Below are 26,394 nucleotides of genomic sequence, written 5' to 3'. Positions count from 1 at the left end.
GTTCGGTTTTTGGAAAGAGAGGTTGCCGGTCATGTTTCTCGGGATCGACATCGGCACGTCCAGCGTCAAGGCGGTGCTGACCGACGGCGACGGCGCGGTCACGGCGGGCGCGTCGCGCCCCTGCTCCGTCTCGCGCCCGCATCCGCTGTGGTCGGAGCAGGAGCCGGAGGATTGGGTCGCCGCCGCCATCGCCGCGGTGGACGAGCTGGCGGAGCGGCAGCCGGCGGACCTCGCCGCCGTCATCGGCATCGGCTTCTCCGGCCAGATGCATGGCGCGGTGCTGCTGGGGCACGACCACCGGGTGCTGCGGCCCGCCATCCTGTGGAACGACGGCCGCGCCCACCGCCAATGCGCGGCGCTGGAGGTGGCGCTGCCCGACCTGCGCGGGATCAGCGGAAACATCGCCATGCCCGGCTTCACCGCGCCCAAGCTGCTGTGGGTGGCGGAGGAGGAGCCGGAGATCTTCGCCGCCGTCGCCAAGGTGCTGCTACCCAAGGCCTATGTCCGCTGGCGCCTGACCGGCGCGATGGTGGAGGAGATGTCCGACGCCTCCGGCACGCTGTGGCTGGACGTCGCCCGGCGCGACTGGTCGGACGAACTGCTGGCGGCGACCCGCCTGACCCGCGCCCACATGCCGGATCTGGCGGAAGGCTCGGATGCGGTCGCCCGGCTGTCGCCCGAACTCGCCCGGCGCTGGGGCATGCGCGAGCCGCCGGTGGTGGCGGGCGGGGCCGGCGACTGCGCCGCCAGCGCCGTCGGGCTGGGCGCCATCGCGCCCGGCGACGGCTTTCTCAGCCTCGGCACCTCGGGCGTGGTCTGGCGGACGACCGACCGCTTCCTGCCCAACCCGGCAATGGCGGTCCACGCCTTCTGCCATGCGCTGCCCGGCGTCTGGCACCAGATGGGGGTGATGCTGTCCTCGGCGGCCTCCCTCGCCTGGGCGGCCTCCACCCTCGGCGCGCCGGAGGCGGACTTGCTGGCGCCGCTGGGCGATGCGGTGGACGGCCCCTCGCCGGTCGCCTTCCTGCCCTACCTGTCGGGCGAGCGCACCCCCCACAACGACGCCACCGTGCGCGGCCTGTTCGCCGGCCTGTCGGCGGAGACCGGCCGCGACGCGCTGGTCCAGGCGGTGCTGGAAGGCGTCGCCTTCGCCTCCCGCGACAACCTCGTGGCGCTGGGTGAAGGTGCTCCGACCGCGTTCGACCTTGCCGGCGGCGGCTCCCGCTCGCGGCTGTGGGCGCGCATCTGCGCCGACGCGCTGGGCGTCACCATCCACCGCATCGAGGACGGCGAGGTCGGGGCGGCGCTGGGAGCCGCCCATCTCGGCCGGATGGCCGCGACCGGCGAGTCTCCCGCCACCGTCTGCCGCAAGCCCCGTCGTCTTGAGACCTTCACCCCCGATCCGGCCCGCGCCGAAGCGTACAGCCAGGCGTGGCTGCGCTGGCGCCGGCTCTATCCCCTTGCCAAGGAGTTCGCGTCTTGAGCACCGTTCCCTTCTTCGGCGACCTGTCCCCGGTGGCCTATCGCGGGCCGGACAGCCGCGACCCGCTGTCCTACCGCTGGTACGACAAGGACCGCGTGGTGCTGGGCAAACGGATGGAGGACCATCTGCGGCTCGCCGCCTGCTACTGGCACAGCTTCTGCTGGCCGGGCGGCGACCCCTTCGGCGGCGAGACCTTCCTGCGCCCGTGGATGCGTCCAGGATTCGACCCGATGGCGGCGGCGCGCGCCAAGGCCGACGTCGCCTTCGAGATGTTCCGCCTGCTGGACATCCCCTTCTTCTGCTTCCACGACCTCGACGCCGCCCCGGAAGGCGAGACGCTGGTCGAGAGCGTCGACAACCTGAAGGCCGTCACCGATCTGTTCGCCGCCAAGATGGAGACGGCGAAGGTGCGGCTGCTGTGGGGCACGGCCAACCTGTTCTCCAACCGGCGCTACATGGCCGGCGCTGCGACCAACCCGGACCCGGACGTCTTCCTCTATGCCTGCGGGCAGGTGCGCGCCGCGCTGGAGGCGACCCATGCGCTGGGCGGCGCCAACTACGTCATGTGGGGCGGGCGCGAGGGCTATGAGACGCTGCTGAACACCGACCTGAAGCGCGAGCTGGACCAGATGGGCCGCTTCCTGGCGATGGTGGTGGAGCACAAGCACAGGATAGGCTTCGACGGGCCGATCCTGATCGAACCGAAGCCGCGCGAGCCGACAAAACACCAGTACGACTTCGACGTCGCCACCGTCTACGGCTTCCTGGAGCGTTACGACCTGCTTGCCGACGTGCGGGTGAACATCGAGCAGAACCACGCCATCCTCGCCGGCCACAGCTTCCAGCACGAGGTGGGGCTGGCGCTGGCGCTCGGCATCTTCGGCTCCCTCGACATGAACCGCGGCGACGCGCTGCTGGGCTGGGACACCGACCAGTTCGCCAACGACATCGGCGAGACGACGGTGGTCCTGCACGACATCCTGAAGGGCGGCGGCTTCACCACCGGCGGCCTGAATTTCGACGCCAAGATCCGCCGCCAGTCGCTCGACCCCGCCGACCTGCTGCACGGCCATATCGGGGGCATCGACACTTGCGCCCGCGCCCTGCTGCAGGCGGCCCAGATGCTGGAGGACGGCGCGCTGACCGGGCCGCTGACCGAGCGCTATGCCGGCTGGGACGGTGAGGAGGGCCGGGCGATCCTGGCCGGAAAACGCGACCTCGCCACCCTGGCCGACCGGGCGCTCGCCGGCGGCCTCGCCCCGCAGCCGCGCTCCGGCCGGCAGGAGTATCTGGAGAACATCGTCAACCGCTACGTCTGAACCCCATAGCGATATCCCCTCTCCCCCCCGGGGAGAGGGTTAGGGTGAGGGGGTCGCGCGGCGGCCCTCCAGCAAGAATCTAGAATGTGCATCCCCCTCACCCCGACCCTCTCCCCGGGGGGGAGAGGGGGATTTCACGTCCATAACGCCGCTGAACCCATGCGGCCACACAGGGAGGAAACACGATGAAGCACCGCCTCACCGCTACCGCCGCCGGCCTGTTCCTGACGCTGGCCGCCGCCATGACCATGACCTCCACGGCGGCACTGGCCGCCGGCGCCACCGTCGGCGTGTCCTGGTCGAACTTCCAGGAGGAGCGCTGGAAGACCGACGAGGCGGCGATCAAGGCCGTGGTCGAGAAGGCGGGCGGCAAATACCTGTCGGCCGACGCCCAGTCCTCGCCGGCCAAGCAGCTGTCGGACATCGAATCGCTGATCTCCCGCGGTGCCCAGGCGCTGATCATCCTGGCGCAGGACGGCGACGCCATCCGCCCGGCGGTGGAGAAGGCGGCGGCCGAAGGCATCCCCGTCGTCGGCTATGACCGGCTGATCGAGATCCCGTCGGCCTTCTACATCACCTTCGACAACAAGGAGGTCGGCCGGCTCCAGGCGCGCAGCGTCTTCGCGCTGAAGCCCAAGGGCAACTACGCCTTCATCAAGGGCAGCTCCACCGATCCCAACGCGGACTTCCTGTTCGCCGGCCAGATGGAGGTGCTGAAGGCCGCCATCGACCGCGGCGACGTGAAGAATGTCGGCGAGGCCTACACCGACAAGTGGCTGCCGGCCATCGCCCAGCAGAACATGGAGCAGATCCTGACCAAGACCGCCAACAAGGTCGATGCGGTGGTCGCCTCCAACGACGGCACCGCCGGCGGCGCGGTGGCGGCGCTGGCGGCGCAGGGGCTGGCGGGAACCGTGCCGGTGTCGGGCCAGGACGGCGACAAGGCGGCGCTGAACCGCATCGCTCTCGGCACCCAGACGGTGTCGGTGTGGAAGGATGCCCGCGAGCTGGGCCGCCGCGCCGCGGAGATCGCCCTGGATCTCGCCGGCGGCAAGAAGATGACCGACATCGCCGGTGCCGCGACCTTCGACGGCGGGCCGAAGAAGCAGAAGATGACCTCGCTGTTCCTGACCCCGGTCGCCATCACCAAGGACAATCTGGGGATGGTGGTCGATGCCGGCTGGATCACCAAGGACGTGGTCTGCCAGGGCGTGAAGCCGGGCAGCGTCAAGGTCTGCAACTGATGGCGGAGCCGTCCACCCTGTCCACCGCCGGCCCGGCTTCACGCCGGGCCGGGCTCGGCGACGCCCTGCGCGCGCTGGAGCTGGACACCCGCATGGTCGGGATGATCGGGGCGCTGGCCGTGGTCTGGATCGGTTTCGACATCCTGACCGGCGGCGCCTTCCTGACCCCGCGCAACCTGTGGAACCTGTCGGTGCAGGCGGCATCGGTCGCGGTGATGGCGACCGGGATGGTGCTGGTCATCGTCACCCGCAACATCGACCTGTCGGTCGGCTCCATCCTGGGCTTCACCGGCATGGTGGTGGGGGTGCTCCAGGCCCGCATCCTGCCGGAGCTCTGGGGGTTCGACCATCCGCTGACCTGGGCGGCGGCGGTGGCGGCGGCCGTCGCCGTCGGCGGGGCGGTCGGGGCGCTGCAAGGCGCCATCGTCGCCTATCTCGGCGTGTCGTCCTTCATCGTCACGCTGGGCGGGCTGCTGGTCTGGCGCGGGGCCGCCTGGTGGGTGACGACCGGCCAGACGGTGGCGCCGATGGACGGGTTGTTCAAGCGGCTGGGCGGCGGGTTCGAGGGCGCGATCGGCGCCGGCCCGAGCTGGGCGGTCGGCCTCGCCGCCATCCTGCTGTCGGTCGCCGCCATCCTGGTGACGCGGCGGCGCAGGGCCGGCTTCGGCTTTCCCGTCCGGCCGCTGTGGGCGGAAGGGGTGGTGATCCTGCTGGTGACCGCCGCCATCGTCGGGGCGGTGCTGGTGGTCAACGCCTATCCGCTGCCGATGCCGGTGGTGCGGCGGATGATGGAGGCCCAGGGCTTGGCGACGGACGGGCAGTTGCCGGTCATCGCCCACGGCTTCGCCATCCCGGTGCTGATCGCGCTGGCGGTCGGGGTGGCGGTGACCTTTCTGTCGCGGCGCACGCGCTTCGGCCGCTATGTCTTCGCCATCGGCGGCAATCCGGAGGCGGCGGAGCTGTCGGGCATCAACACCCGCCGCGTGCTGGTGATGGTGTTCGCCCTGATGGGGGCGCTGTGCGGCCTGTCCGCCTGCATCGCCACCGCAAGGCTGAACGCCGCCACCAACGCCAACGGCACGTTGGACGAGCTGTATGTCATCGCCGCGGCGATCATCGGCGGCACCTCGATGGCCGGCGGCGTCGGCACCATCCTGGGCGCGATGCTGGGAGCGCTGGTGATGCAGTCGCTCCAGTCCGGCATGGTGCTGCTCGGGGTGGACGCGCCGATGCAGAACATCGTCGTCGGCGTGGTGCTGGTCGCCGCGGTCTATGTCGACACGCTCTATCGCAGGGGGATGAAATGACCGGCCTCGGAACGACGCCGCAGGCGGTGCCGCTGGTGGAGATGCGCGACGTCTCCATCGCCTTCGGCGGCATCAAGGCGGTGGACGGCGTCAGCATCGATTTGCACGCCGGCGAGGTGGTCGGGCTGCTGGGCCACAACGGGGCCGGCAAATCGACGCTGATCAAGATCCTGTCGGGCGCCTATGCCGCCGACCATGGCGAGATCCGGGTGAACGGCGAGCCGGTCCACATAGCCAGCCCGCGCGATGCCAAGCGCTGCGGCATCGAGACGATCTACCAGACGCTGGCGCTGGCCGACAATGTCGACGCCGCCGCCAACATCTTCCTCGGGCGGGAGAAGCTGACCGCCTGGGGCACGCTGGACGACCACGCGATGGAGGCGGAGGCGCGCAAGGTGATGGGCCGCCTCAATCCCCATTTCCGCCGCTTCAAGGAGCCGGTGAAGGCTCTGTCGGGCGGCCAGCGCCAGTCGGTCGCCATTGCCCGCGCCATCCATTTCGACGCCCGCGTCCTGATCATGGACGAGCCGACCGCGGCGCTTGGCCCGGCCGAGACCCGGCAGGTCGGCGAGCTGGTGAAGCAGCTGAAGCAGGAGGGGATCGGCATCTTCCTGATCTCCCACGACATCCACGACGTCTTCGACCTGGCCGACCGCATCCATGTGATGAAGAACGGCAAGCTGGTCGGCAGCGCCAGCGTCGCCGACGTCACCAAGGACGAGGTGCTGGGCATGATCATCCTCGGCAAATGCCCGCCGGGCGCGGTCCCCGGGCCTGGGGCGGCAGCCTGACAGTTCAGACCAACGGCTTTTGCTGGTGACCCATCAAAAGCCATTTCCTCAGTCGCCGGCGCGGGCGTCCGCCCGCTTGGCTTCGCGGGCATGGGCCCGCGGGGCCGCCGTCGCGGCCCTCCAGCGGCATTGGTCAATGACCAGTGCCGCTGGTATCATACCTTCGACTCGCGATAGAGCTGTTCGGCCAGCGCCTTCTCGTACATCGCATCGATCTGCTCGACCGACAGCTCCGCCAGCCCCGTCTGGTCCTTCACCACCTGCCCCGGCGACGGCATGTCCTGCGGGATGACCCAGGCGTCGGGCTGCCACAGATGGGACCGGCGCAGCGCCTTGCCGCAATGGAAGAAGGCTTCCTGCACGGCCAGCCGGATGGCGGCCTTCGGCGTGCGTCCCTCCTCGGTCAGCCGTCCGAGCAGCGCCGGGTCGGTGGTGACGGTGGCGATGCCGTTCACCCGCAGGAAGATGTCCATCTCCGGCACCAGGAACACCAGCCCGCAGGCCCCGTCGGAGGTCAGGATGTTGGTGATCGACGACAGCTTGTTGTTGCCGGGCCAGTCGGGCAGGGCCAGCGTCCGGCGGTCCTCCGCATGGACGAAGCCGGGCCGCCCGCCGCGGGGTGAACAATCCATACCGCCAGCCATTCCGCCGCCGCTCGCGGTGGCGACGAAGACCAGCGGCGATTCCGCGACGAAGCGCAGGCAGTGATCGTCCAGGAACGGGAAGGTCGTCTTCTGCATGCGCTCGGTCGGCATGTCGTAGAGCTGCCGCAGCGCCTCGACGGTAAGGATGCGATGGGGATCCATGGGCTTTCCTCGATGGCTTTCCGCAAAACTAACGTTGTTAGATTTGCCTAACGCCGTTAGATTGTCAACCACGACGAGGACGGCGGGGAAGCGGCCATGCGGGTGCAGCGACAGGACATTATCGATGCCGCCATGGCCTTGCTGGACGAGGTCGGGGTGGATGGGCTGACGATGCGGCGGCTCGCCGGGGCGCTGAACATCCAGGCGCCGTCGCTCTACTGGCATTTCGCCAACAAGCAGGCGCTGCTGGACGCCATGGCCGACGCCCTGCTGGCAGGGATGGTGCTGCCGCCCGACGACGGGCTGCCCTGGGATGCATGGGTGAAAGCGATGGCGGTGGAGTTCCGCCGCACCCTGAAATCGCGGCGCGACGGCGCGCGGTTCTATGCCGGCACCTTTCCGATGATGGACAATGTGCTGCGGATCAGCGACCGCATCATCGCCAGATTGCGGGCCGCCGGTGCCGACGGGCACACGGCCGCCCGCGCCATGCTCACGCTGCAATATTACGTGCTGGGCTTCACCATCGAGGAGCAGGCGACCTTGCCTCCCAACGGCGGCGGCGATGGGGTGGATTTGAAGCGCATCGCGCAGCAGATGACAGCGGAGCAGGCGGCCCGCTACCCGGACATCGCCGCCACGGTGATGCTGATCGCGGACGACGATGACGACGCCCGCTTCCTGTTCGGACTCGACCGGCTGGTCGACGGGCTGAAGGCCGTCATCCCGTCCGCACCCGGGCAGCGCCCCGGCTGAAGACCGGCCCGTCCTGTTGAGGCATCCGGCCAGCGGACGGTTGACAATGTTGAGGGTCGCGGCGAAGGATGCCGCCGTCTGTTCGACGGGGGAGTGTGCGGATCATGGCGGGGGAAAGCCTGAAGGGCCTGCGCGAGGAACGCGGCTGGAGCCAGGGCGAGTTGGCCGCATGGCTGAACGAGAGGCTCGGGCGGAAATACGACCGCTCGCAGGTCAGCCGCTGGGAAAGCGCCGCGGAACGCACGCCCAAGACGGTGGCCGAGTTGGTCGAGACCGAACGCGGCTCCGACCGTCCGCGCCATGCCACGGTGGTGATGGCCGGCAACCAGAAGGGCGGCACCGCAAAGACGGAAACCAGCCTGTGCCTTGCCTATTGCCTGCTGGCGCAGGGGGCGCGGGTGCTGCTGGTCGATTGCGACAGCCAGGGATCGGCGACCGTCCATCTCGGCTATTCGCCGGCGCAGATCGACCGGATGGAGGCGGAGCGACAGACGCTCTACTACGCGCTGGCCGACGACCGGCCCTTCACCGACTATATCCTGCAGACCTCCGAACCGCGGCTGGATCTGGTGCCGGCCTTCGTCAGCCTGTCCGACGCCGACGTCGAGCTGGCCACCGGCAAGCTGACGACGATCCGCCACCGGATCGGCGAGGTGCGCCACCTCTACGACTACATCGTGCTCGACACCGCGCCGAACCTGGGGCTGGTGACGGTCGGCGCGCTGGAGGCGGCGGATCTGCTGCTGGTGCCGGTGCAGACGGAATCGCTGGCGCTGGTCGGGCTGCGCCATGTGCTGCGCTCGCTGGAGGGGTTGCGGCGGCGGCGCAATCCGCATCTCGAGGTGATCGGCATCCTGCCCACCCTGTTCTCCGCCCGGCTGACCCAGGACAAGGCGACGCTGGAGGATCTGTGGCGCGCCTATGGCGAGCGCTACCGCATCTACGACCCGATTCCCCGCGCCACCGTCTATGGGCAGGCCGCCGCGGCCGGCGTCATCACCCTGTCGGCGGTCAAGACTGTTCCCGGCCGCGCCGTGTTCGAACAGGTCGCCGCCGACGTGCGCGCCGCCGCCCGGGCCCGCAAGGAGAAGAAGCTCAATGTCGCGTAAGCTCGCCCGCCGCGCCGACCTGACGGCCCCCGCTCCCGCAGGCCAGCCGCAGGCCATCCGCAACGCGGTGTTCGGCGTGTCGGAGGATTTCCCCCCCGTCATCGAGGTCGACATCGACCGTATCGACCGCCATGCCCACCAGCCGCGGGCGGCGCAGGACGACGCCTCGCTGGAGGAGTTGCGGCGGTCGGTCGAACGGCACGGGCTGATGTACCCGATCCTGGTGACGCGCAGCGGCGAGGACGGCTATGCCCTGGTCGGCGGCGGCCGCCGGCTGCGGGTGTTCGAGCTGCTGGGGCGCAGCACCATCTTCGCCCGCATCCTCGGCGGCGACCCCGACGAACTGGCGTTGGTCGACAATCTCCAGCGCAAGGCGCTGAACGCGGTGGAGACCGCACGCTCGCTCGACGGGCTGCGGGCCAAGCACGGCTACACCCAGGACAAGCTGGCCGAGGTGGTGGGCAAGACGCCGGCCGCGATCTCCCGCGCGCTCGGCATCCTCGCCCTGCCGTCGGATGTGCTGGACGAGTATCTGACCCTGACCGACCGCGTACCGCCCACCACGCTGGAGGAGGTCGCCGCCGCGCCCGACGAGGCGGGCCGGCGCAAGCTGTGGGTGCTCGCCCGCAAGGGAGCCACCGCCCGCGCGGTGGCCGAGACGCGGCAGGCGCTGAAACGGCAGGATCCTGGCGGCCGGGATCCTGGCGGCATCGTGCTGAAGCGCCGGGCCGCCGGCGCCGCGGTGCGCGGCATGATCCAGGCGGTCGGCAAGCTGGAGGAGAACCGCGAGGGGATCGGCGCCGCGGAGCGGGCGGCGCTGGACACGCTGCGGCAGCGGATCGCCGGCCTGCTCGGGGATTAGCAGGGTGCGGAAAAACCATTTTGCTGCTGCGGTCGGGTTCTTTCCGGCAATCTCGCGTCAAGACCTTGCAAGATACCACCAGTATCTTGCTTCGGCCTTTCCTAATCTTGCCGAAAATCCCCCTCCCTCGCGACGCAAAAGCCTTTTTCCGCACCCTGTTAGGGTCTGGACCCGCGTTGTTGCACGGATGGGCGCGTTGTCGTAGGCCGCGGCCTCGTTTCCGCCTGGATCGCCCGCCATGCCCTACAATCACCACCGCGCTCATGCTGCGCGCGGTGTTTCGTCTGGCGCTGCGCCAGACCGAAGGGCTCCTCGCCTCCATCCTCCATCTGCTCGGCCTGGATCTGCCGGTGCCGGATCACTCGACCCTCGCCCGCCGCGCCCGGACGGTGACGCTGGCGTCATTACCGCGGTCGGCCGGCGGGCCCATCCACCTGCTGGTGGACAGCACCGGGCTGAAGCTGTGGGGGCCGGGCGAATGGCTGATCGAGAAGCACGGCACCAAAAGGCGGCGCTCCTGGCGGGCGCTGCACATCGGCCTGGACGCCGCGAGCGGCCGGATTGTCGCGGCCACGCTGACGGACCGCGGTGACTGGGGATGGCGCGTATGACCGGACCGGGGTCTGCGCGTCGGTCCACGAACGCCATCCCGACGCCGCGGTGGTGGCACCGCCCCGCCGCGACGCCGTGCTCAGCGACACCGCCACCACGTCACCGACCCAACGCGATCGCCACATCCAGACGATCACGGAGACGGGCCGGATGGCGTGGCAGCGGACCAGTGGCTACAACAAGCGGGCTGGCGTTGAGAGCCAAGTGGCGCGTTGGAAGGGCGTCCTCGGCGACACGCTGCGCTTCCACTCCGATCAGGCGCAAGCCACCGAGGTCATTGTTGGCGTCGCGGTCCTCAAACGCATGCTCGATCTTGGACGCCCGAACTCCGTCCGCGTCGCCTGAGCAACGACCGGCTGGGGCGATTTCTTGCCATCATCACCTCCATGCAACAGCCCACAACAGAACCCGAAATCTTGCCCGATCGCAAGGGCGGTCAGTCACCCGCGGAATTACCCCAACTGCGTAATTTCGACGCCGTCGAGGTATCTTATCGTTCGTTCAAACAACGGACTCTGGAAATCCACAATTTCTATAAGGCGATATGCCGCGCACCACATGATGCCTTACGAATTAAACTAAATTTCGAGTATTTTTCGGCAGAATCATTCCGAAATCCTGCGAATAAACATAGAAATTTCTGGAGAGGCCACAAGTTCCATTTGAGTTTATGGGGGCGTTGACAAGCATAAAGCGGAATATTTCACCAAAGCGCTTAACGCTTTGGATGCCGATCCGACGACTTACCCCTATCGATAGATTTATTCCGGGACATTTTCAGGACACCTTCGGAGCATCAACGCCGACATCCGGCTCCGGCCAACTCACACCAGAGTGCGGAACCGATCGGATCGCGGCTCCCATCCTGACGGAGATCAGTCATGTCCTTTCTGTCCCGCATCCGCCTGTGCCTCGCTCCGCTGAGCGGCACCACCCGCGCCGCCATCAACGACCGTCGGGGCGTCACCGCCCTGGAATACGGGCTGGCCGCGGCGCTGGTGGCCCTCGTCATTATCGGCGGCGCCAAGACCTTCGGCACCAATGTTGCGACCATGTTCACCGGCATCGGAACCTCGGTCAGCGGCGTGTCCACGACGATCCCCTAAGCGGGATCGGCTCGCGGCTCCAAGCGGACAACCCGTTCATGGACCTATCCAGCGCATCGCCGCCGGTCATCCTGGCCGGGTTGGCGTTGGGGTGGGCGGCGGCCGAGGATCTCGGGCGCCGGATCATTCCCGACACGGTCCCGGTTCTGCTCGTTGTTCTCGGTATCGCCCCGCCGGTCGTCCATGGGGCCGTACCGTGGAGTGCCATCGGGGCCGCCCTCGTCACTTTCCTGGCGCTTGCTTGGATGCACGGACGGGGCTGGCTCGGCGGCGGTGACGTCAAGCTGGCGGCGGCGCTGGTTCTTCTGGTCGGCGCCGACGATGCGGCGGGCTTCATCATGGCGACGGCGCTTGCCGGAGGTGTCTTGTCGGTCGTCTACGCCGGTGGATGCCTGATCGCCCGCCGGCTGGGGCTGGTGCGGCGGCTTCTGCGCCGGTTCGGCCCGCGCCGCCGCCTGGGCGGTCCGGCCCGGCTCCTGGTGGAAGAGGTTCACCGCATCGCCACGCGCCATTCCGTGCCTTACGGCGTCGCCCTGGCCGCCGGCGGGATGCTTGCCCTGACAAACCCTTCCGGAGGTGTGGCATGGCCCTGAGAATCCTGTTTCTCGCGATGCTGTTCGCCGGCCTGTCGCTGGTCGGCTACATCGCCTTCGGGATGCTGCCCGGCCAGCCCCCGACCGTCGCCGAGGCTCCGGCGACGCTCCCGCCGTCCGATCAGGTTCTGGTCGCCGCCCGGCCGATGTCGCCCGGCATGCTGCTGCGAACCGAGGATGTGCGGTGGGAGAATTGGCCCATCGGCCGCACCCCCGAAGGGGCGCTGGTCCGTAGCCAGGTGAAGGAGGAGGCCTATCGCGGCGCCGTCATGCGGCGAAGCTTCGCTGCGGGTGAACCGATCATCGCCGGCCAGATCGTCGCTCCCGGTGAACGCGGCTTTCTGGCGGCGGTCCTGTCGCCCGGCACCCGTGCCGTGGCGGTGGCGGTGGACGCGGTCAGCGCCACCGGCGGGCTGATCTGGCCCGGCGACCGCGTCGATCTGATCCTGACCCAGAATTTCGAGGGTGAGCAGGGCCGTTCGACGCGTAAGGCGGTGGGGGAGACGGTGCTGGGCAATCTGCGCGTCATCGCCATCGACCAGCAATTGGGCGAAGCCCCGACGGCTCCGACGGTTCCGGCCGCGTCCTCCCGCGCCACGCCGGAGGCCCGCGTCCCGCGCACCGTGACGCTGGAGGTGGCGGCGCAACAGGGCGAGGCGGTCGCCGTGGCCGCCAGCATCGGCAAGCTGTCGCTCGCCCTGCGCAGCCTCGCCACCGACGAACCGGCCGCCGGCGGGGGCGGCGCCCTCGCTCCGGCCATCCCGATCGCATCGGCGACCTGGGCGGAGGACGTGTCGCCGGCATTGCGCGCGCTTCCCCGCCCGCCCGCCGCCGACCCCGCTCCCCATGTCCGGCCGGCGATGCTGATCATCCGCGGCTCGAAGACCGAAACACTCCAGCGGTAGCGCCGGCCGCAAGCGCGCTTCCCATCCACGTCTCGACCAACAAGGAACCGGACAATGACCGAACGCGGCTGGTTCATCCTCCTGGCTCTCCTGCTTACCGCCGTTCCACCCTTGTGGAATGGCGGCGCGATGGCCCAGAACCGCCCGCGCGAGATCTCGCTGGAGGTCGGTGGCGGCCAGCCGGTCAGCCTGCCGGCCCCGGCGTCCAGCGTCTTCACCTCGGCCCCCGAGATCGCCGATGTCCAGGCTTCCGGGCCGCAAGCCTTCTTCATCATCGCCAAGGCGCCGGGCCGGGCCAGCGTCCATGCGCTGTCGATCGACAACAAGCAGCTGGCGTCCTTCACCGTCGTCGTCACCCTGCCGATCACCGATCTGCGGGCGAAGCTGTTGGCCCAGGTTCCCGAAGCGGCCATCGACGTGCAGGGCACCGGCACCGGGATCACGCTGACCGGCTCGGTCGCCTCGCCGGCGGCGGCGCGTCACATCGTCGAACTGGCGGAGCGTTACGTCGGGCAGGGCCAGACGGTGGTCAACCGGCTGTCGGTCGCCGCCGCGGCGCAGGTCAACCTGCGTGTCCGCGTCGCCGAGGTGTCGCGGCAGATCACCAAGGAATTGGGGTTCAACTTCAACGGCATGTTCAACGTCGGCTCCTTCGCCTTCGGCATCGCCACCGGCCGCAGCATCCTGGACGCCGCCGGGAACATCGTGCGGGCGACGCCGCCCACCAGCTCGCTCGGCGGTTCCTATCGCTCGAACAGCGGCAAGGTCGATGTGAACGCGGTGGTCGACGCGCTGGCCGAGGATGGGCTGATCACAGTCCTGGCCGAGCCGAACCTGACGGCCCTGTCGGGCGAAACGGCCAGCTTCCTGTCGGGCGGGGAGTTTCCGATCCCGGTCGCCCAGGCCGACCGCACCACCACAATCCAGTTCAAGAAGTACGGCGTCAGCCTGGATTTCGTGCCGACCGTGCTGGCCGGCGGCCAGATCAGCATGCGTGTCCGCCCGGAGGTCAGCGAATTGACCGACGCCGGCGCCGTGGTCAGCGACGGCATCCGCATCCCCGGCCTGAACGTGCGCCGCGCCGAAACCACCATCGAACTGGCGAGTGGCCAGAGCTTCGCCATCGCCGGACTATTGCAGAACAACTCGTCCACCATGCTGGACTCGGTGCCGGGGCTGGGCGACGTGCCGGTGTTGGGCGCGCTGTTCCGGTCGAGCCGCTTCAAGCGGAACGAGACCGAACTGGTGATCGTCGTCACCCCCTACCTCGTCCGTCCGGTTTCCGCCGCCAACGCCCTGTCCGCCCCGACCGACGGCTTCGCCGCCGCCAGCGACGTCGAACGCATCTTCCTGAACCGCGCCCAGGCGCGGCCCGCCGCCGCTCGCGCCACCAACGCTTCCGACGCCGTTCCCGTCAACGCCCCGGCGATCGGTCCCGGCGCCACCCGGCTGCGCGGCGATGCCGGGTTCATCCTGCAATGACCGTCTCACCCATTCACGCGCGGAGCACCGCCATGCCGCAGAGACGCCCGCTTCCTCCCTGGCTACGCGCGCTCACGCTGGCCATCGGCCTCGCCACGCCGAGCGCCGGACTTGGCGGCTGCACGACCCCGCCGCCCTCCACCGTCGCGGAGAGGCACCCGACCCGCATCGATGTGGCGGCCGCCACCCTGCCGCTCGCCGTGAACCCCGCCAGCGGCGCGATCACGCCGGCCGAACGCGAGCGGACGGCGCGCGCCGTGGCGGCGCGGGCGGGCGACACGGCGCTGCATGCGTCGGTGGCCGGACAGCCGTTGTCCTCGCCGGCCCGCGCGGCGGTGACGGCCTTGCTGGGGGAGGCCGGGGTGGACGCCGACAACGTCGTCTTCTCGCCGGACGACACGCCGGGCACGACCCTGCTGCTGACCCGCTACGTCGCCCTGGCGCCGGACTGCGGCAAGTGGGGCGACATCGAGAAGGGCTGGTTCGAGAACACGCCCACGGGAATCCTCGGTTGCAGCACCCAGCGCAACCTGTCCCTGATGCTGGCCGATCCGCGCGATCTGCTGGAAGGCCGTGAAACCCGCCCGGCCGATGGCGCCCGCATGGCGGGGGCGGTTCAGCGTTACCGCACCGACCGGGTCAAGAAGTTGCCATCGGACAACGCCGCGACCAGCGTGCTGCTCGCCCCCGGTCTCGCCGCCTCCGCCCCGGCCACGCCATAGGAGCCGCCATGAGCCTGCTCGCCCCCCTGCTTGGCCCCCTGCTTGGCGACGACGCCATCCGAACCGACACGGCGCCCCGCCTGCTCGCTTATCTTCAGGACCAGGCCAGCGTGGCGCTGCTGCGGAGCGCCGCCCCGGCGGTTCTGCCCTGCGAGGTGCGAACCGGCGACATCCGCACCGCCATCTGCGATCTGGAACGCCAGCGGTCGCCCGAGGTTCTGCTGATCGATCTGTCGGGCGTGGCCGATCCACATGCGGCCATGGAGGAGCTGGCGCGGGTTTGCGAGCCGACGGTGCGCGTGGTCGCCGTTGGCGACAGCAACGACATCGCCCTTTACCGCGACCTGCGGCGCCAGGGCGTCACCGAATACCTGTTCAAACCACTGTCGCGCGACGTGGTCGAGCAGACGTTGCGCCATGCCTGCACCGGCATGACGGTAGACGACCAGCCGGGCCGGCTCGGCAAGCTCATCAGCGTCGTCGGCGCCCGTGGCGGCGTCGGAACCACCACCGTCGCCGTGCATCTCGGCGCGTGGCTGGCCGATTCCGCGCGGGGGCGGACAGCGCTGGTCGACCTCGACCTTCAAGGCGGCACCGTGGCGCTGGCGCTGAACCTGAAGCCGGAGCCGGCCCTGCGCGAGGCGGTGGAGATGCCGGAACGCGTGGACGATCTGTTCATGGAGCGGGCGATGGTCGCGGCGTCCGAGCGGCTCGCCGTGCTGGCGGCGGAAGAGCCGATGGAGGACAGCATCGACATGACCGCGCCCGCCGTGCTGTCGGTGCTGAACCGTTTGCAGACCCGGCACAATTACGTCGTCGTCGATGCCGGGCGCGCCCAGTCCCGCGCGGCCCGCGCGGTGGTCGCCGCCTCGTCGCTCGTCGTGCTGATCGGCGACGCCAGCGTTCCGGGCCTGCGCGATCTGGTCCGCCTGAAAGCCGCCCTCGCCGGCGGATCCCGGCTGACCACCGTCATCAACCGGCGCGGCTCGCCCGGCGAATTGCCGCAGGCCGACATCGCGCGCACGCTGGGGGGAATGCCTGATCACTGGATCCCCTATCGCCCGGTGCCGCTGGCGCTGGCCGCCGGCATCGGTGAATTGGCCTTCGGCCATTGCCGTCGCTTTCACGACGCGTTCGGCCAGCTCGGCGCCGACGTCGCCGGCCGCCCGGCCGCCGCCCGGGGGATGTTCCGCCGATGGCTGCGCCGATGACCCCGCTGTTCGGCCGCAAGGCGGCCCCGACCCCCGCCATCCCGGCCCCCGCCATTCCGGCGGCGACGGTGCCGGACATCCCGGCTCCGATGGCGGCGCCCCCTGCCGCGCCGGTCACACCGTTGCGCACGCTCAACCGGTCGATCAACGATGTCCGGGCGCAGGTGCTGGCGCGGATCGATCCGGCGACGGTCGCCGACATGCCGGCCGAGACGTTGCGCCCGCTGGTGGAACGGCTGATTGACGACATCGCCACCGCTGGACGCTGCCAGCTCAACAGCCGCGAACAGGCGATCCTGGCGACCGAGCTGGTTCACGACATGATCGGGCTTGGTCCGCTGGAGCCGCTGCTGGCCGATGAGTCGATCACCGACATCATGGTCAACGGCCCGTCGCGCACCTTCGCCGAGCGGGACGGCCGGCTGGTGGAGGTCCCCGTCCGCTTTCGCGACGGCAACCATCTGCTGAACGTCGCACAACGCATCGCCTCGGCGGTCGGGCGGCGGGTGGACGAGTCCAGTCCGATGGTCGACGCGCGTCTGGCCGACGGCAGCCGCGTCAACATCGTCGTGCCGCCGCTGGCGCTCGACGGCGCCTGCATCTCGATCCGCAAATTCGCCCGCCGCACCATCGGCTTCCGCGATCTGATCGAATACCGCAGCATGTCCGAGCCGCTGGCCCGCGCGCTGGAGATCATCGGCCGCTGCCGCCTGAACGTCATCATTTCCGGCGGCACCGGGTCGGGCAAGACGACGCTGTTGAACGCGATCTCGCGGATGATCGATCCTACCGAACGGCTGATCACCATCGAGGACGCCGCCGAACTGCAACTCCAGCAGCCCCACGTCGTCCGCCTGGAAACACGGCCGCCCAATCTGGAAGGCCAGGGGCAGATCACCCAGCGCGACCTTGTCCGCAACGCGCTGCGCATGCGCCCCGACCGCATCATCATCGGCGAGGTTCGCGGGTCGGAGGCGTTCGACATGCTTCAGGCGATGAACACCGGCCATGACGGCTCGATGTCGACCGTCCACGCCAACAACCCGCGCGATGGGCTGAGCCGCGTGGAGAACATGGTGCTGATGGCCGGCATGAGCCTGCCGAGCCGGGCGATCCGCCAGCAGATCGCCGGGGCGGTCCATGTGATCGTGCAGATCCAGCGCATGCGCGACGGCGTGCGCCGCGTCACCCACGTCACCGAGGTGGTGGGCATGGAAGGCGACGTGATCCTGACCCAGGACCTTTTCACCTTCGAGTTCAGGGGCGAGACCCGCGACGGGCTGATCGAGGGACGCTACGCCGCGACCGGCTTGCGGCCCCGCTTCATCGACCGCCTCGCCCATTTCGGGCAGGAGGCGGCCTGGACCGCCGCCACGCTCGGCCCATAGGGAGAGACGGAATGGACCGCATCGCCGCAATCCAGGGCGCCATCCTGCTTCTGGCCGCCCTTACCGTGATCGCCGCCGCCTCGACGATCCGCGAGCATGGGCGGGAAAGGGCGTTGAGGAATCGCCTGCTCGCCATCGCCCGGCTGAGGCATGGCGGGACGGGCGGGGATGGGGGAAAGGACGGCGAAACCGACATCACCGGCATCGGCCGGCTGACGCGGAGCGACCGCATCAAGGCGCTGATGTCGCGCTTCTACGCGCGGCGCCAGACGGTCTTCCTGCCGCCCGGCATCCGCTTGTGGCGCACGCTGGTCCATGGGGCGGCGGCGGCGGCCTTCGCCTGGTGGGCGACCGGGCCGGTCCTGGGCGAGGCGGGCGCGGCCCTGGTCTCGCTGGCCGCCCTGGTGGTGACGCCGCGGACGGTCTTCGCGGCGAGCCGGCGCAAGACGCTGGAAATGCTGCTGGACCAGTTGCCCGACGCCATCGGGCTGGTGGTGCGGGCAACCCGCGCCGGCATTCCGGTGTCGGAAAGCCTGCGCATGGTCAGCGTCGAATTGGGCGAGCCGATCGCCCCGCTGTTCCGCCGCATCGTCGACGAGACGGCGGTGGGCGTCGATCTGGAAACCGTGCTGGGTCGCGCCTCGGCCAATGTGCGGCTGCCGGAATTCCGTTTCTTCGTGGTGACCCTGACCCTGCAACGCGAAACCGGCGGCAATCTGACTGAACCGCTGGAGAATCTGGCCGACATGATCCGCCAGCGCCGCCGGGTCCGGCTGCGCACCCGCGCGCTGACGTCGGAGGCGCGCAGCTCCGCCGTGGTGCTGGCGGCGCTGCCGTTCCTTGCCGGCGGCGGCCTGTTCCTGCTGAACCCCGACTATGGCCGGCGCCTGATCGACGAGCCGAGCGGCAACATGATGCTGGCGATGGCCGGCGGCCTGCTGGTGGTCGGCATCGGCACCATGCAACTCCTGATCCGGCGGACGCTCTCATGATCGACGGCCTCATCCCACGCCCGGCGCTCCTGGCGTTCGGGGTTCTGATGATCCTCACCGGCGTCGCCGGCCTGCGGTCCTGCGGGATGCGCGACCGGCTGGCGGCCCGGCTGGCGGCTTTCACCGGCGGTTCCAAGGAGCCGGCGCGCGTGCCGGCCGATGGATCCGGCCGTGGCGGCCCGCTTCACCGCATCGGCGCCTGGCTCGCCGCGACCCCCCTGGTGGGCGCCGCCGAGCGCGAGCGGTTGCGGCGGGCGCTGGCGGCCGCCGGTTACACCCGCCCGGCGCATCTCCACATGCTGGTCGGGGCCAAGCTGCTGGGTATCGGTGCCGGGGCGACGCTGGCCGTGCTGGTCTGCGACGACATGCTGGCGGCGCTGGGGAGCGCGGGCCGGGGGGTGGAGGCGTTGGCCGGAGCATTGTTCGGCTGGCGGCTTCCCGACCTCGCGCTCCGCATTCTGCGCGGCCGCCGGATGGAGGAGGTGCGCAACGGCCTGCCCGACGCGCTCGACCTGCTGGTGATCTGCGGCGAGGCCGGACTGGGGCTGGAGGCGGCGGTGGACCGCGTCGCCCGCGAGATCGCTCCGGCCTATCCGGCCTTGGGCGGCGAGCTGTCGAACACGGCGGCGGAGATGCGCGTGCTTTCCGACCGGGGGGCGGCGCTGATGAACCTTGCCGGCCGCGTCGACGTCGAGGGGGTGCGCGGCATGGCGACCACGCTGATCCAGGCGATGCGCTACGGCACGCCGCTTGCCCAGGCGCTGCGCGTGCTGTCCGCCGAGATGCGGGCGCGGCGGCTCGCCCGGTTCGAGGAGAAGGCGGCGCGGCTGCCCGTTCTGCTGACGCTGCCGATGGTGGTCTTCATCCTGCCCTGCGTCTTCATCATCGTCGGCGGTCCGGCGATGCTCGATGTTTCGTCGGCCTTTTCCACTCAAGGAGGTCTGCCATGACCCGCTCGTTCTCCCATCTGTCCCGCGCCGTGGCGGCGCTTGCCCTCCTGATGCTCGGTGCCTGCGCGTCGATGCCGGGCTTCGGGCCGGGCGGGGCCGACACCGTCGCCAGCGGACGCTCGACGCTGGACGACAAGGCGCGCGTGCAGTTGCGCTTGGCGCGGGCAGCGCAGGAATCCGGGGACGGCGGGTCGGCGATCCGCTTGTACCGCGCCGTGCTGGATCAGGCGCCGGGTCACATCGGCGCACGGGTCGGGCTGGGCGAGGCACTGGACGAGGCGGGGGCGTCGCGCGACGCGGTGAGCGAGCTGCGCCGCGCCGTCGCCGCCACCCCCGACAACGCGGAGGCGCAGATGGCACTCGGCCGCGCGCTCGTCCACACCCACGCGCCGGAGGAGGCGCTCCAGCGGTTCGACGCCGTGCTGAAACGCGACGACGGCGACCTTCGGGCCTTGAGCAATCGCGGCGTCGCCCTGGACATGGCGGGGCGTCACACCGAGGCGCAGGCCGATTACCGCCGGGTGCTGGCGGCCGATCCGAACAATGTCGCGGCCTCGGTCAATCTCGGCCTGTCGCTGGCGCTGATGGGCAACGGCCGCGAGGCGGTGGCGATCCTGGAGGGGCTGGTCCGCAACGGCGTGGATTCCCCCCGCGTCCGGCAGAATCTGGCGCTGGCCTATGGCTTGAAGGGCGATGCGGAGGCGGCGGCGCGAACCGCCCATCTCGATCTCGACGACGCCGGGGTTCGCGCGAACCTCGCCTTTTACGACACGGTGCGCCCGATGGCGGCGCGGTGAGGCGGGCATGATGGCGATGCGAAACACGGCGCCGATGGCCGAACGCCGGGGAACCACCACGCTGGAGCTGGCGCTGATCGCGCCGGTGCTGATCGCGACGATGGTGGCGCTGGCCGAACTCAGCTACGCGATGACGGTGGACGGCCTGCTGAACCACGCCGCCCGCGTCGCCGCAAGATCCGGCTTCACCGGCGAGCTGGCGGCCGGCTTCACCGACCGCCGGGCGCAGGTGTGCGACGCGATCCGCCGCAACACGCTGGGCGTTCTCGACCAGAGGCGGCTCAGCATCGAGAGCCACGGCTACGACTCCTTTTCCGCCCTCGCCAGCGCCTCCGCCGCCACGCCGGCCCCGGCGCTGACCAGCCTGAACTGCGGCGGCACCGACTGGGACGCGGCGGCGACGCCGGCGGCGCTGGGGCGGAGCGCGCAGGTCGTGGTCTATATCGTCCGCTACACCCAACCGCTGCTGAGCGTGTTCGGGCGGACCGTTCTGGGACGCGCCGAACTCATCCATGAGGCCCGGCTTGCCGTGCGCAACGAGCCGTACATGACCACGGAGTGACCATGCCGATGTGCGTGTCCCGGAGGATGCGGCCTGACGGTGACCGTGCCGGCGGCCTCGGCGGCGACCGGCGGGGCATCGCCGCGCTCGAAATGGCGCTGATCGCACCGATCCTGCTGCTGCTGATCACGGCGACGGTCGATCTCGTCCGCTTCGCCAACACAGTGCTGACGCTGAACCGCGCGGCGGCCAATGTCAGCGACATCGCCACCCAGTTCGACACGTTGCGGGCCGGGATGACCGTGGTGAAGGGCAACGAGGTGGGGGTGCTGTTCCTGGCCGCCGCCGAAGTGGCGCGGCCGCTCGATCTCATGACCTCCGGCTCGGTCATCGTCACCTCGGTCGCCAACATGGGGGTCGGCTCCCGCGTGATGTGGCAACAGCGGGTCGGCACGGCGGCCAGCCAGGTCGGCGTCCCCGGCGGCATCCCCGCGCTGCCCGCCGGTTTCGTCCAGGATTCGGGCGACAACGCCATCTTCACCGAGATCGCCTTTCCCTTCACCCCCTACCTTCTCAGCGGGCCGTGGTTGGGCGCCGGCGGTGGGGTGACGGTGCTGTACGCCCGCGCGGTCTACCAACCGCGTCTCGGCACGCTGACCAGCCTGGAGACCGGGGCATGACCCGCCGTCCACGCTCGTTGCTGTCACTCGGCCGCGCGGGCAACGCGGCGCTGCTGTTCGCCGCCGCCGCCGTGCCGCTGATCGGCATGGTCGGGATCGCCGTCGATTACAGCCGCGCCTTTCTGCTGCGCTCGCGTCTGGCGACGGCCATCGATGCCGGCGCGCTGGCGGGCGGCAAGATCCTGACATCGACGGCGGCGGCCCGGCAGGATGTCGCCATGTATGTCACGGCCAACGTGCCGAGCGGCTATTTGGGCGCCACCATCGCCGCCCCCACGGTCGATATCGATCCGACCAACCAGCGCATCGCGGTGTCGATCAGCGCCACGCTGCCGACGACCTTCCTGCGGATTTTGAAGGTCGACAGCTTGCAGGTGACCGCCTCCAACGAAGTGCAGCGCGCCAACGCCGGGCTGGAACTGGCGCTGGTGCTGGACGTCACCGGGTCGATGGCGTCGAACGACCGGATCGTCCAGCTCCGCGCTTCGGCGACCGATCTCGTCAACATCCTGTTCGGTCCCGCCACCAAACCGCCTGGCAATCTTTGGGTGTCCATCGCGCCCTACGCCGCCGAGATCAACATCGGCCCCAGCCATACCGATTGGTTGGCGCCGGGCAGCTACACGGCGAGCAAATGGGCCTCCCAGGGATGGCGGGGCTGCGTGCTGGCCCGTATCCAGCCGGAGGATCAGACCGACACGCCGCCGGGCACGAAGCCTTTCAAACCCTTCTGGTATCCGAACGACCAATACACCAGCAACAACGACAATCCCTGGACCAGCACCAACATCACCGATAATGGAGCCTACAAACAGACCAACGACATGGCCGGCCCCAATCTGGGCTGCCCGCCGCCGATCATGCCGCTGAGCAACGACCGGCGGGCGCTCCTTAACAAGATCGCGGCGTTCAAGCCGGTCAACCGAGGCGGGACCTTGGCGAATCAGGGGTTGCAGGCGGGCTGGTTCACCCTGTCGCCCCGCTGGCGCGGTCTGTGGGGCATCGCGCCGACGCTGCCGCTCGACTACCACACGCCGGACATGACGAAGGCGGTCGTGCTGGTGACGGATGGCAACAACGAGTGGTTCAGCTACAAGCCGCAGGGTGACTACACCGGCTATCAGCGGATCGGCGACGGTCTGCTCGGCACCACCAGCCTGTCCCAGGCGACGACGGCGATCAACAACCGGATGCTGGTGTTGTGCACCAACATGAAGGCGGCCGGCATCGTCCTCTACACCATCACGCTGGGGGCCAGCGCCAACAGCGCGACGCGCACGCTGTACCAGCAATGCGCCTCGCCGGGACCGAACCATTATTTCGATTCGCCCAGCACCGCCGATCTTCAATCCATCTTCATGCAGATCGCCGGCCAACTCAGCAACCTGCGCATCATCAGGTAGGGTTCTGTTGGGTGTTGATGGGATGGACGTCCCCGGATCCTCGTGAGTGATCCCATTTGAGGAGAGCGCGACGGTTGTTCGTCAAACAACGCCGCAATTATCAACCAAACACGGTAAGGGACGGTTTTCATTTTGCGGATTTGCGGTTGAATCCCGTCTCGTAAACAGAGCCAGCGGTTGTCGGCACTATCGTAGCCTGCGTCGGCGTAGAGCCTGCCGATTCCAGTGCAGGCGACCTGGGCCAAGCGCAGCAAGTCCGGGAAGAGCTTGATGTCATGGACGTTGGCGGGCGAAGGGACGACCGCCAGCGGCAGGCCGTCGGTCGAGACCACGACGTGGTACCTGGTCCCGGACTTGCCGCGGTCGGTCGGGTTCGGGCCGGTCAACTCACCGCCTCGCTTGGTCCGCACCGAACAACTGTTGACCACGACATCCCAAGCGGCGGCGTCGGGACCGGAGCGCGCCATACGGACAAGGACGGCATGGACAAGGGCGGAGCAACGCCGTTGTGTCGCGTTGTTGCACGGATGGGCGCGTTGTCGTAGGCCGCGGCCTCGTTTCCGCCTGGATCGCCCGCCATGCCCTACAATCACCACCGCGCTCATGCTGCGCGCGGTGTTTCGTCTGGCGCTGCGCCAGACCGAAGGGCTCCTCGCCTCCATCCTCCATCTGCTCGGCCTGGATCTGCCGGTGCCGGACCACTCGACCCTCGCCCGCCGCGCCCGGACGGTGACGCTGGCGTCATTACCGCGGTCGGCCGGCGGGCCCCTCCACCTGCTGGTGGACAGCACCGGGCTGAAGCTGTGGGGGGCCGGGCGAATGGCTGATCGAGAAGCACGGCACCAAAAGGCGGCGCTCCTGGCGGGCGCTGCACATCGGCCTGGACGCCGCGAGCGGCCGGATTGTCGCGGCCACGCTGACGGACCGCGGTGTTGATGACGCCTCCCAAGTCGCCCCTTTGCTCGATCAGATCTCCCAGCCTGTGGCCTCGGTGACTGGGGATGGCGCGTATGACCGGACCGGGGTCTGCGCGTCGGTCCACGAACGCCATCCCGACGCCGCGGTGGTGGCCCCGCCCCGCCGCGACGCCGTGCTCAGCGACACCGCCACCACGTCACCGACCCAACGCGATCGCCACATCCAGACGATCACGGAGACGGGCCGGATGGCGTGGCAGCGGACCAGTGGCTACAACAAGCGGGCTGGCGTTGAGAGCCAAGTGGCGCGTTGGAAGGGCGTCCTCGGCGACACGCTGCGCTTCCACTCCGATCAGGCGCAAGCCACCGAGGTCATTGTTGGCGTCGCGGTCCTCAAACGCATGCTCGATCTTGGACGCCCGAACTCCGTCCGCGTCGCCTGAGCAACGACCGGCTGGGGCGATTTCTTACCATCATCACCTCCATGCAACAGCCCACTGCCCGCGCAGCAGGTCGATCACCGCCGCGGGAATGGTGAGCGCCAGGATCATCCCGGTGACTGCGGCGCCGGCACCGGGAACCAGCGTATGGGCGTAGCGCCGCACCGCGAGAACCAGGCTGGCCGAGAGGAAGAGGCGCCATGCGTGACTGTCGAGCAGTTGGGGGAGCAGGGCGAACGGCCCATACACCAGGGTGCCCGTGGGGAAATACAGGAAGCCATGCAGCCCGGGCGCGTAAAGCGGGGATGCCGTTGCCCAGGCTTCGGCTGCCTGCCGATAGATCCAGGAGATGCAGCGGTGTGGCTGAATGACCGCGATGATCGAGATCGCCACGGTCATCGTCACCCACAGCCAGAGCCAGAGCCAGAGCCAGAGCCAGAGCCAGAGCCCGAGCCCGAGCCCGAGGCGGGGCGTGGTGCGAGCGGCTGCGACGGGCGGGTCCAGGGTATCGATATCGGTGTCGGTATCGGACAAGTGAGCTGGCCCCCACGGGCTGGACGGCGGAATAGCGTTCGTTGGCTCTGACCGATGGTCGGTTGGTTGTTTTCTATGCGGCGACGGCCGCGGGTGCCGGGGCGAGCCCCGGCACCCGCGGCGCGGAAAAAATTTCGTCGGGGGTTTGGTACCCGAGCGCCTGATGGGGGCGCAACCGGTTGTAGCTGTCGATCCAGCGGCCGATGCCCTGACGGGCTTCGGTGCCCGTGGCGTAGGCGCGCAGATAGACGTCCTCGTATTTCAGGCTGCGCCACAGGCGCTCGATGAAGATGTTGTCCATGCAGCGCCCCTTGCCGTCCATGCTGATGCGGATCCCGGCGGCCTCCAGCACGCCGGTAAAGGCGGAACCGGTGAACTGGGCGCCCTGATCGGTGTTGAAGATGTCCGGCGTCCCGAACCGGGTGATCGCCTCCTCCAGCGCCGCGACGCAGAAATCGGCGTGCATGGTGTTGGACAGCCGCCACGCCAGCACCTTACGGCTGTGCCAGTCCATCACCGCCACCAGGTACAAAAAGCCCTTGGGCATCGGGATGTAGGTGATGTCGGCCGTCCACACCTGGTTGGGCCGGTCGATGACGAGATGGCGCAGCAAATACGGCCACACCCGGTGCTCGGGAGCCGGCTTGCTGGTGTTCGGCTTTTGCCAGATCGCCGCCAGCCCCATCTCCCGCATCAGGCGGCGGACCCGCTTGCGGTTGATGCTCTGCCCCTGGCGCCGCAGCCACGCCGTCATCTTGCGCGAGCCGTAATAGGGCGTCTCCAGGAACTGCCGGTCGATCAGCGCCTTGATGGCCAGATCCTCGCTGTTGTCGTTGACCGGCTTGTAATACAAGGTGGAGCGGCTTAGCCCCAACAGCCCGCATTGCCGCGTCACCGACAGCGTCTGGTGCGTCGGGTCGATCATCGTCTTCTTCTCCGCCCGGCTCAACGACCGAGCTTGCGCGACAAAAAATCGTTTTCGACCTTCAACTGACCGATTTGCTTGTACAACTCGTCGGTCACCGCTTCCGTCGCCTTCTCGGCCCGGCCGCCGCCCTTCTCAAAAACGCCGCATGCGCCGTCCACAAGCTGGCGCTTCCATTCGTTCACCAACGTCTGGTGAATCCCGTACTTGGCGGAAATCTCCGCAACCGTCGTTTCCCCTTGCAGCGCTTCCAGCGCCACCTTCGCCTTGAACGCCGCTCCATGATTGCGGCGCGTGCCCTTGCTCATCTCGTCCGGTCCTTCTCGCGTCGGCGACATCAGAACCAGAGCCAACGGACTTGTCCAGGATACGGGGACCAGCTCAAAGCACAAGGGCAGCTGTAAAGGCTGTAGCGTGGCAAACCGTTTCAGCATGATGGTCGTCGAGGCTTCCCGGCCGGGAAGAGGCTTTGCCCCACCCCGCGCATCGGGCGGAACCGAAGCCAAGATCCCGGGCGTTCGATTTGTGATGGGTGGTCGTGTGCGGTTGCGCCGCGGG

Annotated in this window: 29 protein-coding genes; 25 read left to right on the top strand and 4 right to left on the bottom strand. The window is 69.2% G+C overall.

Annotation, left to right across the window (positions count from 1 at the left end; translation table 11 throughout):
* The first annotated feature begins 31 nt into the window (after positions 1-31).
* The 5 genes from xylB (at position 32) to AL072_RS26290 (ending at position 6,144) form a co-directional block, all read left to right on the top strand.
* A complete protein-coding gene (gene xylB, locus AL072_RS26310; RefSeq protein WP_045585987.1) occupies positions 32-1,483 on the top strand; it encodes a xylulokinase in 1,452 nt (483 codons plus the stop codon).
* Entirely contained in the window at positions 1,480-2,802 is a 1,323-nt protein-coding gene (gene xylA / locus AL072_RS26305) for a xylose isomerase (RefSeq protein WP_045585764.1), read from the top strand. The genes xylB and xylA overlap by 4 nt, the downstream gene beginning before the upstream one ends.
* Before the next feature lie 185 nt (positions 2,803-2,987).
* Complete coding sequence (gene xylF / locus AL072_RS26300; RefSeq protein ID WP_200909940.1) at positions 2,988-4,046, top strand: D-xylose ABC transporter substrate-binding protein; 1,059 nt, start codon at positions 2,988-2,990, stop codon at positions 4,044-4,046.
* Complete coding sequence (locus tag AL072_RS26295; protein WP_045585763.1) at positions 4,046-5,353, top strand: sugar ABC transporter permease; 1,308 nt, start codon at positions 4,046-4,048, stop codon at positions 5,351-5,353. Before xylF ends, AL072_RS26295 begins: the two co-directional genes overlap by 1 nt.
* The gene (locus tag AL072_RS26290; protein WP_045585762.1) at positions 5,350-6,144 is read left to right on the top strand and encodes an ATP-binding cassette domain-containing protein; all 795 of its coding nucleotides are present in this window, start codon (positions 5,350-5,352) and stop codon (positions 6,142-6,144) included. Before AL072_RS26295 ends, AL072_RS26290 begins: the two co-directional genes overlap by 4 nt.
* 155 nt (positions 6,145-6,299) lie before the next feature.
* On the opposite strand, the gene AL072_RS26285 is transcribed toward AL072_RS26290, so the two are convergent.
* Entirely contained in the window at positions 6,300-6,950 is a 651-nt protein-coding gene (locus AL072_RS26285) for an MSMEG_1061 family FMN-dependent PPOX-type flavoprotein (protein WP_045585761.1), read from the bottom strand.
* Positions 6,951-7,046: 96 nt separating this feature from the next.
* Between AL072_RS26285 and AL072_RS26280 the strand changes: the two genes are divergently transcribed.
* From AL072_RS26280 to AL072_RS26195, 18 genes are all read left to right on the top strand, one after another.
* Positions 7,047-7,706, top strand: coding sequence for a TetR/AcrR family transcriptional regulator C-terminal domain-containing protein (locus AL072_RS26280; RefSeq protein ID WP_045585760.1), 660 nt, complete (start codon positions 7,047-7,049; stop codon positions 7,704-7,706).
* A gap of 104 nt (positions 7,707-7,810) precedes the next feature.
* Positions 7,811-8,815, top strand: a complete 1,005-nt coding sequence (locus AL072_RS26275; RefSeq protein WP_045585759.1) for an AAA family ATPase — start codon at positions 7,811-7,813, stop codon at positions 8,813-8,815.
* Positions 8,805-9,677 carry a ParB/RepB/Spo0J family partition protein gene (locus AL072_RS26270; RefSeq protein WP_052710451.1) on the top strand — a complete coding sequence of 291 codons (873 nt, stop codon included), beginning with the start codon at positions 8,805-8,807 and terminating at the stop codon, positions 9,675-9,677. The genes AL072_RS26275 and AL072_RS26270 overlap by 11 nt, the downstream gene beginning before the upstream one ends.
* Positions 9,678-9,940: 263 nt before the next feature.
* Positions 9,941-10,288, top strand: a complete 348-nt coding sequence (locus tag AL072_RS35385) for an IS5/IS1182 family transposase (protein ID WP_052710450.1) — start codon at positions 9,941-9,943, stop codon at positions 10,286-10,288.
* Positions 10,266-10,634 (top strand): hypothetical protein, encoded by a 369-nt coding sequence (locus AL072_RS35380; RefSeq protein ID WP_052710449.1) that lies wholly within the window; start codon positions 10,266-10,268, stop codon positions 10,632-10,634. The genes AL072_RS35385 and AL072_RS35380 overlap by 23 nt, the downstream gene beginning before the upstream one ends.
* A gap of 536 nt (positions 10,635-11,170) precedes the next feature.
* Complete coding sequence (locus AL072_RS26255; RefSeq protein ID WP_082109387.1) at positions 11,171-11,395, top strand: Flp family type IVb pilin; 225 nt, start codon at positions 11,171-11,173, stop codon at positions 11,393-11,395.
* A 38-nt stretch (positions 11,396-11,433) separates the two neighbouring features.
* The gene (locus AL072_RS26250) at positions 11,434-11,988 is read left to right on the top strand and encodes an A24 family peptidase (RefSeq protein WP_045585758.1); all 555 of its coding nucleotides are present in this window, start codon (positions 11,434-11,436) and stop codon (positions 11,986-11,988) included.
* The gene (cpaB, locus tag AL072_RS26245; protein WP_045585757.1) at positions 11,979-12,893 is read left to right on the top strand and encodes a Flp pilus assembly protein CpaB; all 915 of its coding nucleotides are present in this window, start codon (positions 11,979-11,981) and stop codon (positions 12,891-12,893) included. The genes AL072_RS26250 and cpaB overlap by 10 nt, the downstream gene beginning before the upstream one ends.
* A 54-nt stretch (positions 12,894-12,947) precedes the next feature.
* Positions 12,948-14,375 (top strand): type II and III secretion system protein family protein, encoded by a 1,428-nt coding sequence (locus AL072_RS26240; protein WP_052710448.1) that lies wholly within the window; start codon positions 12,948-12,950, stop codon positions 14,373-14,375.
* Between the two features lie 32 nt (positions 14,376-14,407).
* Positions 14,408-15,097 (top strand): CpaD family pilus assembly lipoprotein, encoded by a 690-nt coding sequence (locus tag AL072_RS26235; protein WP_045585756.1) that lies wholly within the window; start codon positions 14,408-14,410, stop codon positions 15,095-15,097.
* Between the two features lie 8 nt (positions 15,098-15,105).
* Entirely contained in the window at positions 15,106-16,308 is a 1,203-nt protein-coding gene (locus AL072_RS26230) for a CpaE/TadZ family protein (protein WP_052710447.1), read from the top strand.
* Positions 16,293-17,696 (top strand): TadA family conjugal transfer-associated ATPase, encoded by a 1,404-nt coding sequence (locus tag AL072_RS26225; protein ID WP_045585755.1) that lies wholly within the window; start codon positions 16,293-16,295, stop codon positions 17,694-17,696. The genes AL072_RS26230 and AL072_RS26225 overlap by 16 nt, the downstream gene beginning before the upstream one ends.
* An 11-nt stretch (positions 17,697-17,707) precedes the next feature.
* Entirely contained in the window at positions 17,708-18,688 is a 981-nt protein-coding gene (locus AL072_RS26220) for a type II secretion system F family protein (protein WP_052710446.1), read from the top strand.
* The gene (locus AL072_RS35785; RefSeq protein ID WP_045585754.1) at positions 18,685-19,638 is read left to right on the top strand and encodes a type II secretion system F family protein; all 954 of its coding nucleotides are present in this window, start codon (positions 18,685-18,687) and stop codon (positions 19,636-19,638) included. Before AL072_RS26220 ends, AL072_RS35785 begins: the two co-directional genes overlap by 4 nt.
* Positions 19,635-20,435 (top strand): tetratricopeptide repeat protein, encoded by an 801-nt coding sequence (locus AL072_RS26210; RefSeq protein ID WP_045585753.1) that lies wholly within the window; start codon positions 19,635-19,637, stop codon positions 20,433-20,435. Before AL072_RS35785 ends, AL072_RS26210 begins: the two co-directional genes overlap by 4 nt.
* A 7-nt stretch (positions 20,436-20,442) precedes the next feature.
* Positions 20,443-20,997 (top strand): TadE family protein, encoded by a 555-nt coding sequence (locus tag AL072_RS26205; protein WP_045585752.1) that lies wholly within the window; start codon positions 20,443-20,445, stop codon positions 20,995-20,997.
* Positions 20,998-21,023: 26 nt separating this feature from the next.
* The gene (locus tag AL072_RS26200; RefSeq protein ID WP_045585751.1) at positions 21,024-21,617 is read left to right on the top strand and encodes a TadE/TadG family type IV pilus assembly protein; all 594 of its coding nucleotides are present in this window, start codon (positions 21,024-21,026) and stop codon (positions 21,615-21,617) included.
* Complete coding sequence (locus AL072_RS26195; protein ID WP_045585750.1) at positions 21,614-23,020, top strand: TadE/TadG family type IV pilus assembly protein; 1,407 nt, start codon at positions 21,614-21,616, stop codon at positions 23,018-23,020. Before AL072_RS26200 ends, AL072_RS26195 begins: the two co-directional genes overlap by 4 nt.
* On the opposite strand, the gene AL072_RS35010 is transcribed toward AL072_RS26195, so the two are convergent.
* Positions 22,963-23,487, bottom strand: a complete 525-nt coding sequence (locus AL072_RS35010) for a transposase (RefSeq protein ID WP_200909939.1) — start codon at positions 23,485-23,487, stop codon at positions 22,963-22,965. The two genes, AL072_RS26195 and AL072_RS35010, sit on opposite strands and share 58 nt — an antisense overlap.
* Positions 23,488-23,623: 136 nt before the next feature.
* On the opposite strand from AL072_RS35010, the gene AL072_RS36360 reads away from it, so the two are divergent.
* Positions 23,624-23,956 (top strand): transposase, encoded by a 333-nt coding sequence (locus tag AL072_RS36360; RefSeq protein WP_045585749.1) that lies wholly within the window; start codon positions 23,624-23,626, stop codon positions 23,954-23,956.
* Complete coding sequence (locus tag AL072_RS33810) at positions 23,844-24,380, top strand: transposase (RefSeq protein ID WP_200909951.1); 537 nt, start codon at positions 23,844-23,846, stop codon at positions 24,378-24,380. Before AL072_RS36360 ends, AL072_RS33810 begins: the two co-directional genes overlap by 113 nt.
* A 33-nt stretch (positions 24,381-24,413) precedes the next feature.
* On the opposite strand, the gene AL072_RS34545 is transcribed toward AL072_RS33810, so the two are convergent.
* Both AL072_RS34545 and AL072_RS26175 read right to left on the bottom strand, forming a co-directional pair.
* Positions 24,414-24,911, bottom strand: coding sequence for a hypothetical protein (locus tag AL072_RS34545; protein WP_045585748.1), 498 nt, complete (start codon positions 24,909-24,911; stop codon positions 24,414-24,416).
* A 73-nt stretch (positions 24,912-24,984) separates the two neighbouring features.
* Positions 24,985-26,144 (bottom strand): IS3 family transposase gene (locus tag AL072_RS26175; protein ID WP_425388601.1). Its coding sequence is split into 2 segments (ribosomal slippage): positions 24,985-25,865 and positions 25,865-26,144, totalling 1,161 coding nucleotides; the frame shifts between segments, so codons are not numbered across the junction.
* Positions 26,145-26,394: the final 250 nt, after the last annotated feature.

Origin of the sequence: Azospirillum thiophilum, from assembly GCF_001305595.1 — a bacterium.
Lineage (GTDB): Bacteria > Pseudomonadota > Alphaproteobacteria > Azospirillales > Azospirillaceae > Azospirillum > Azospirillum thiophilum.
The sequence above is the reverse complement of the archived record's forward strand: the minus strand, read 5'-3'. Positions and strand labels throughout refer to the sequence as shown.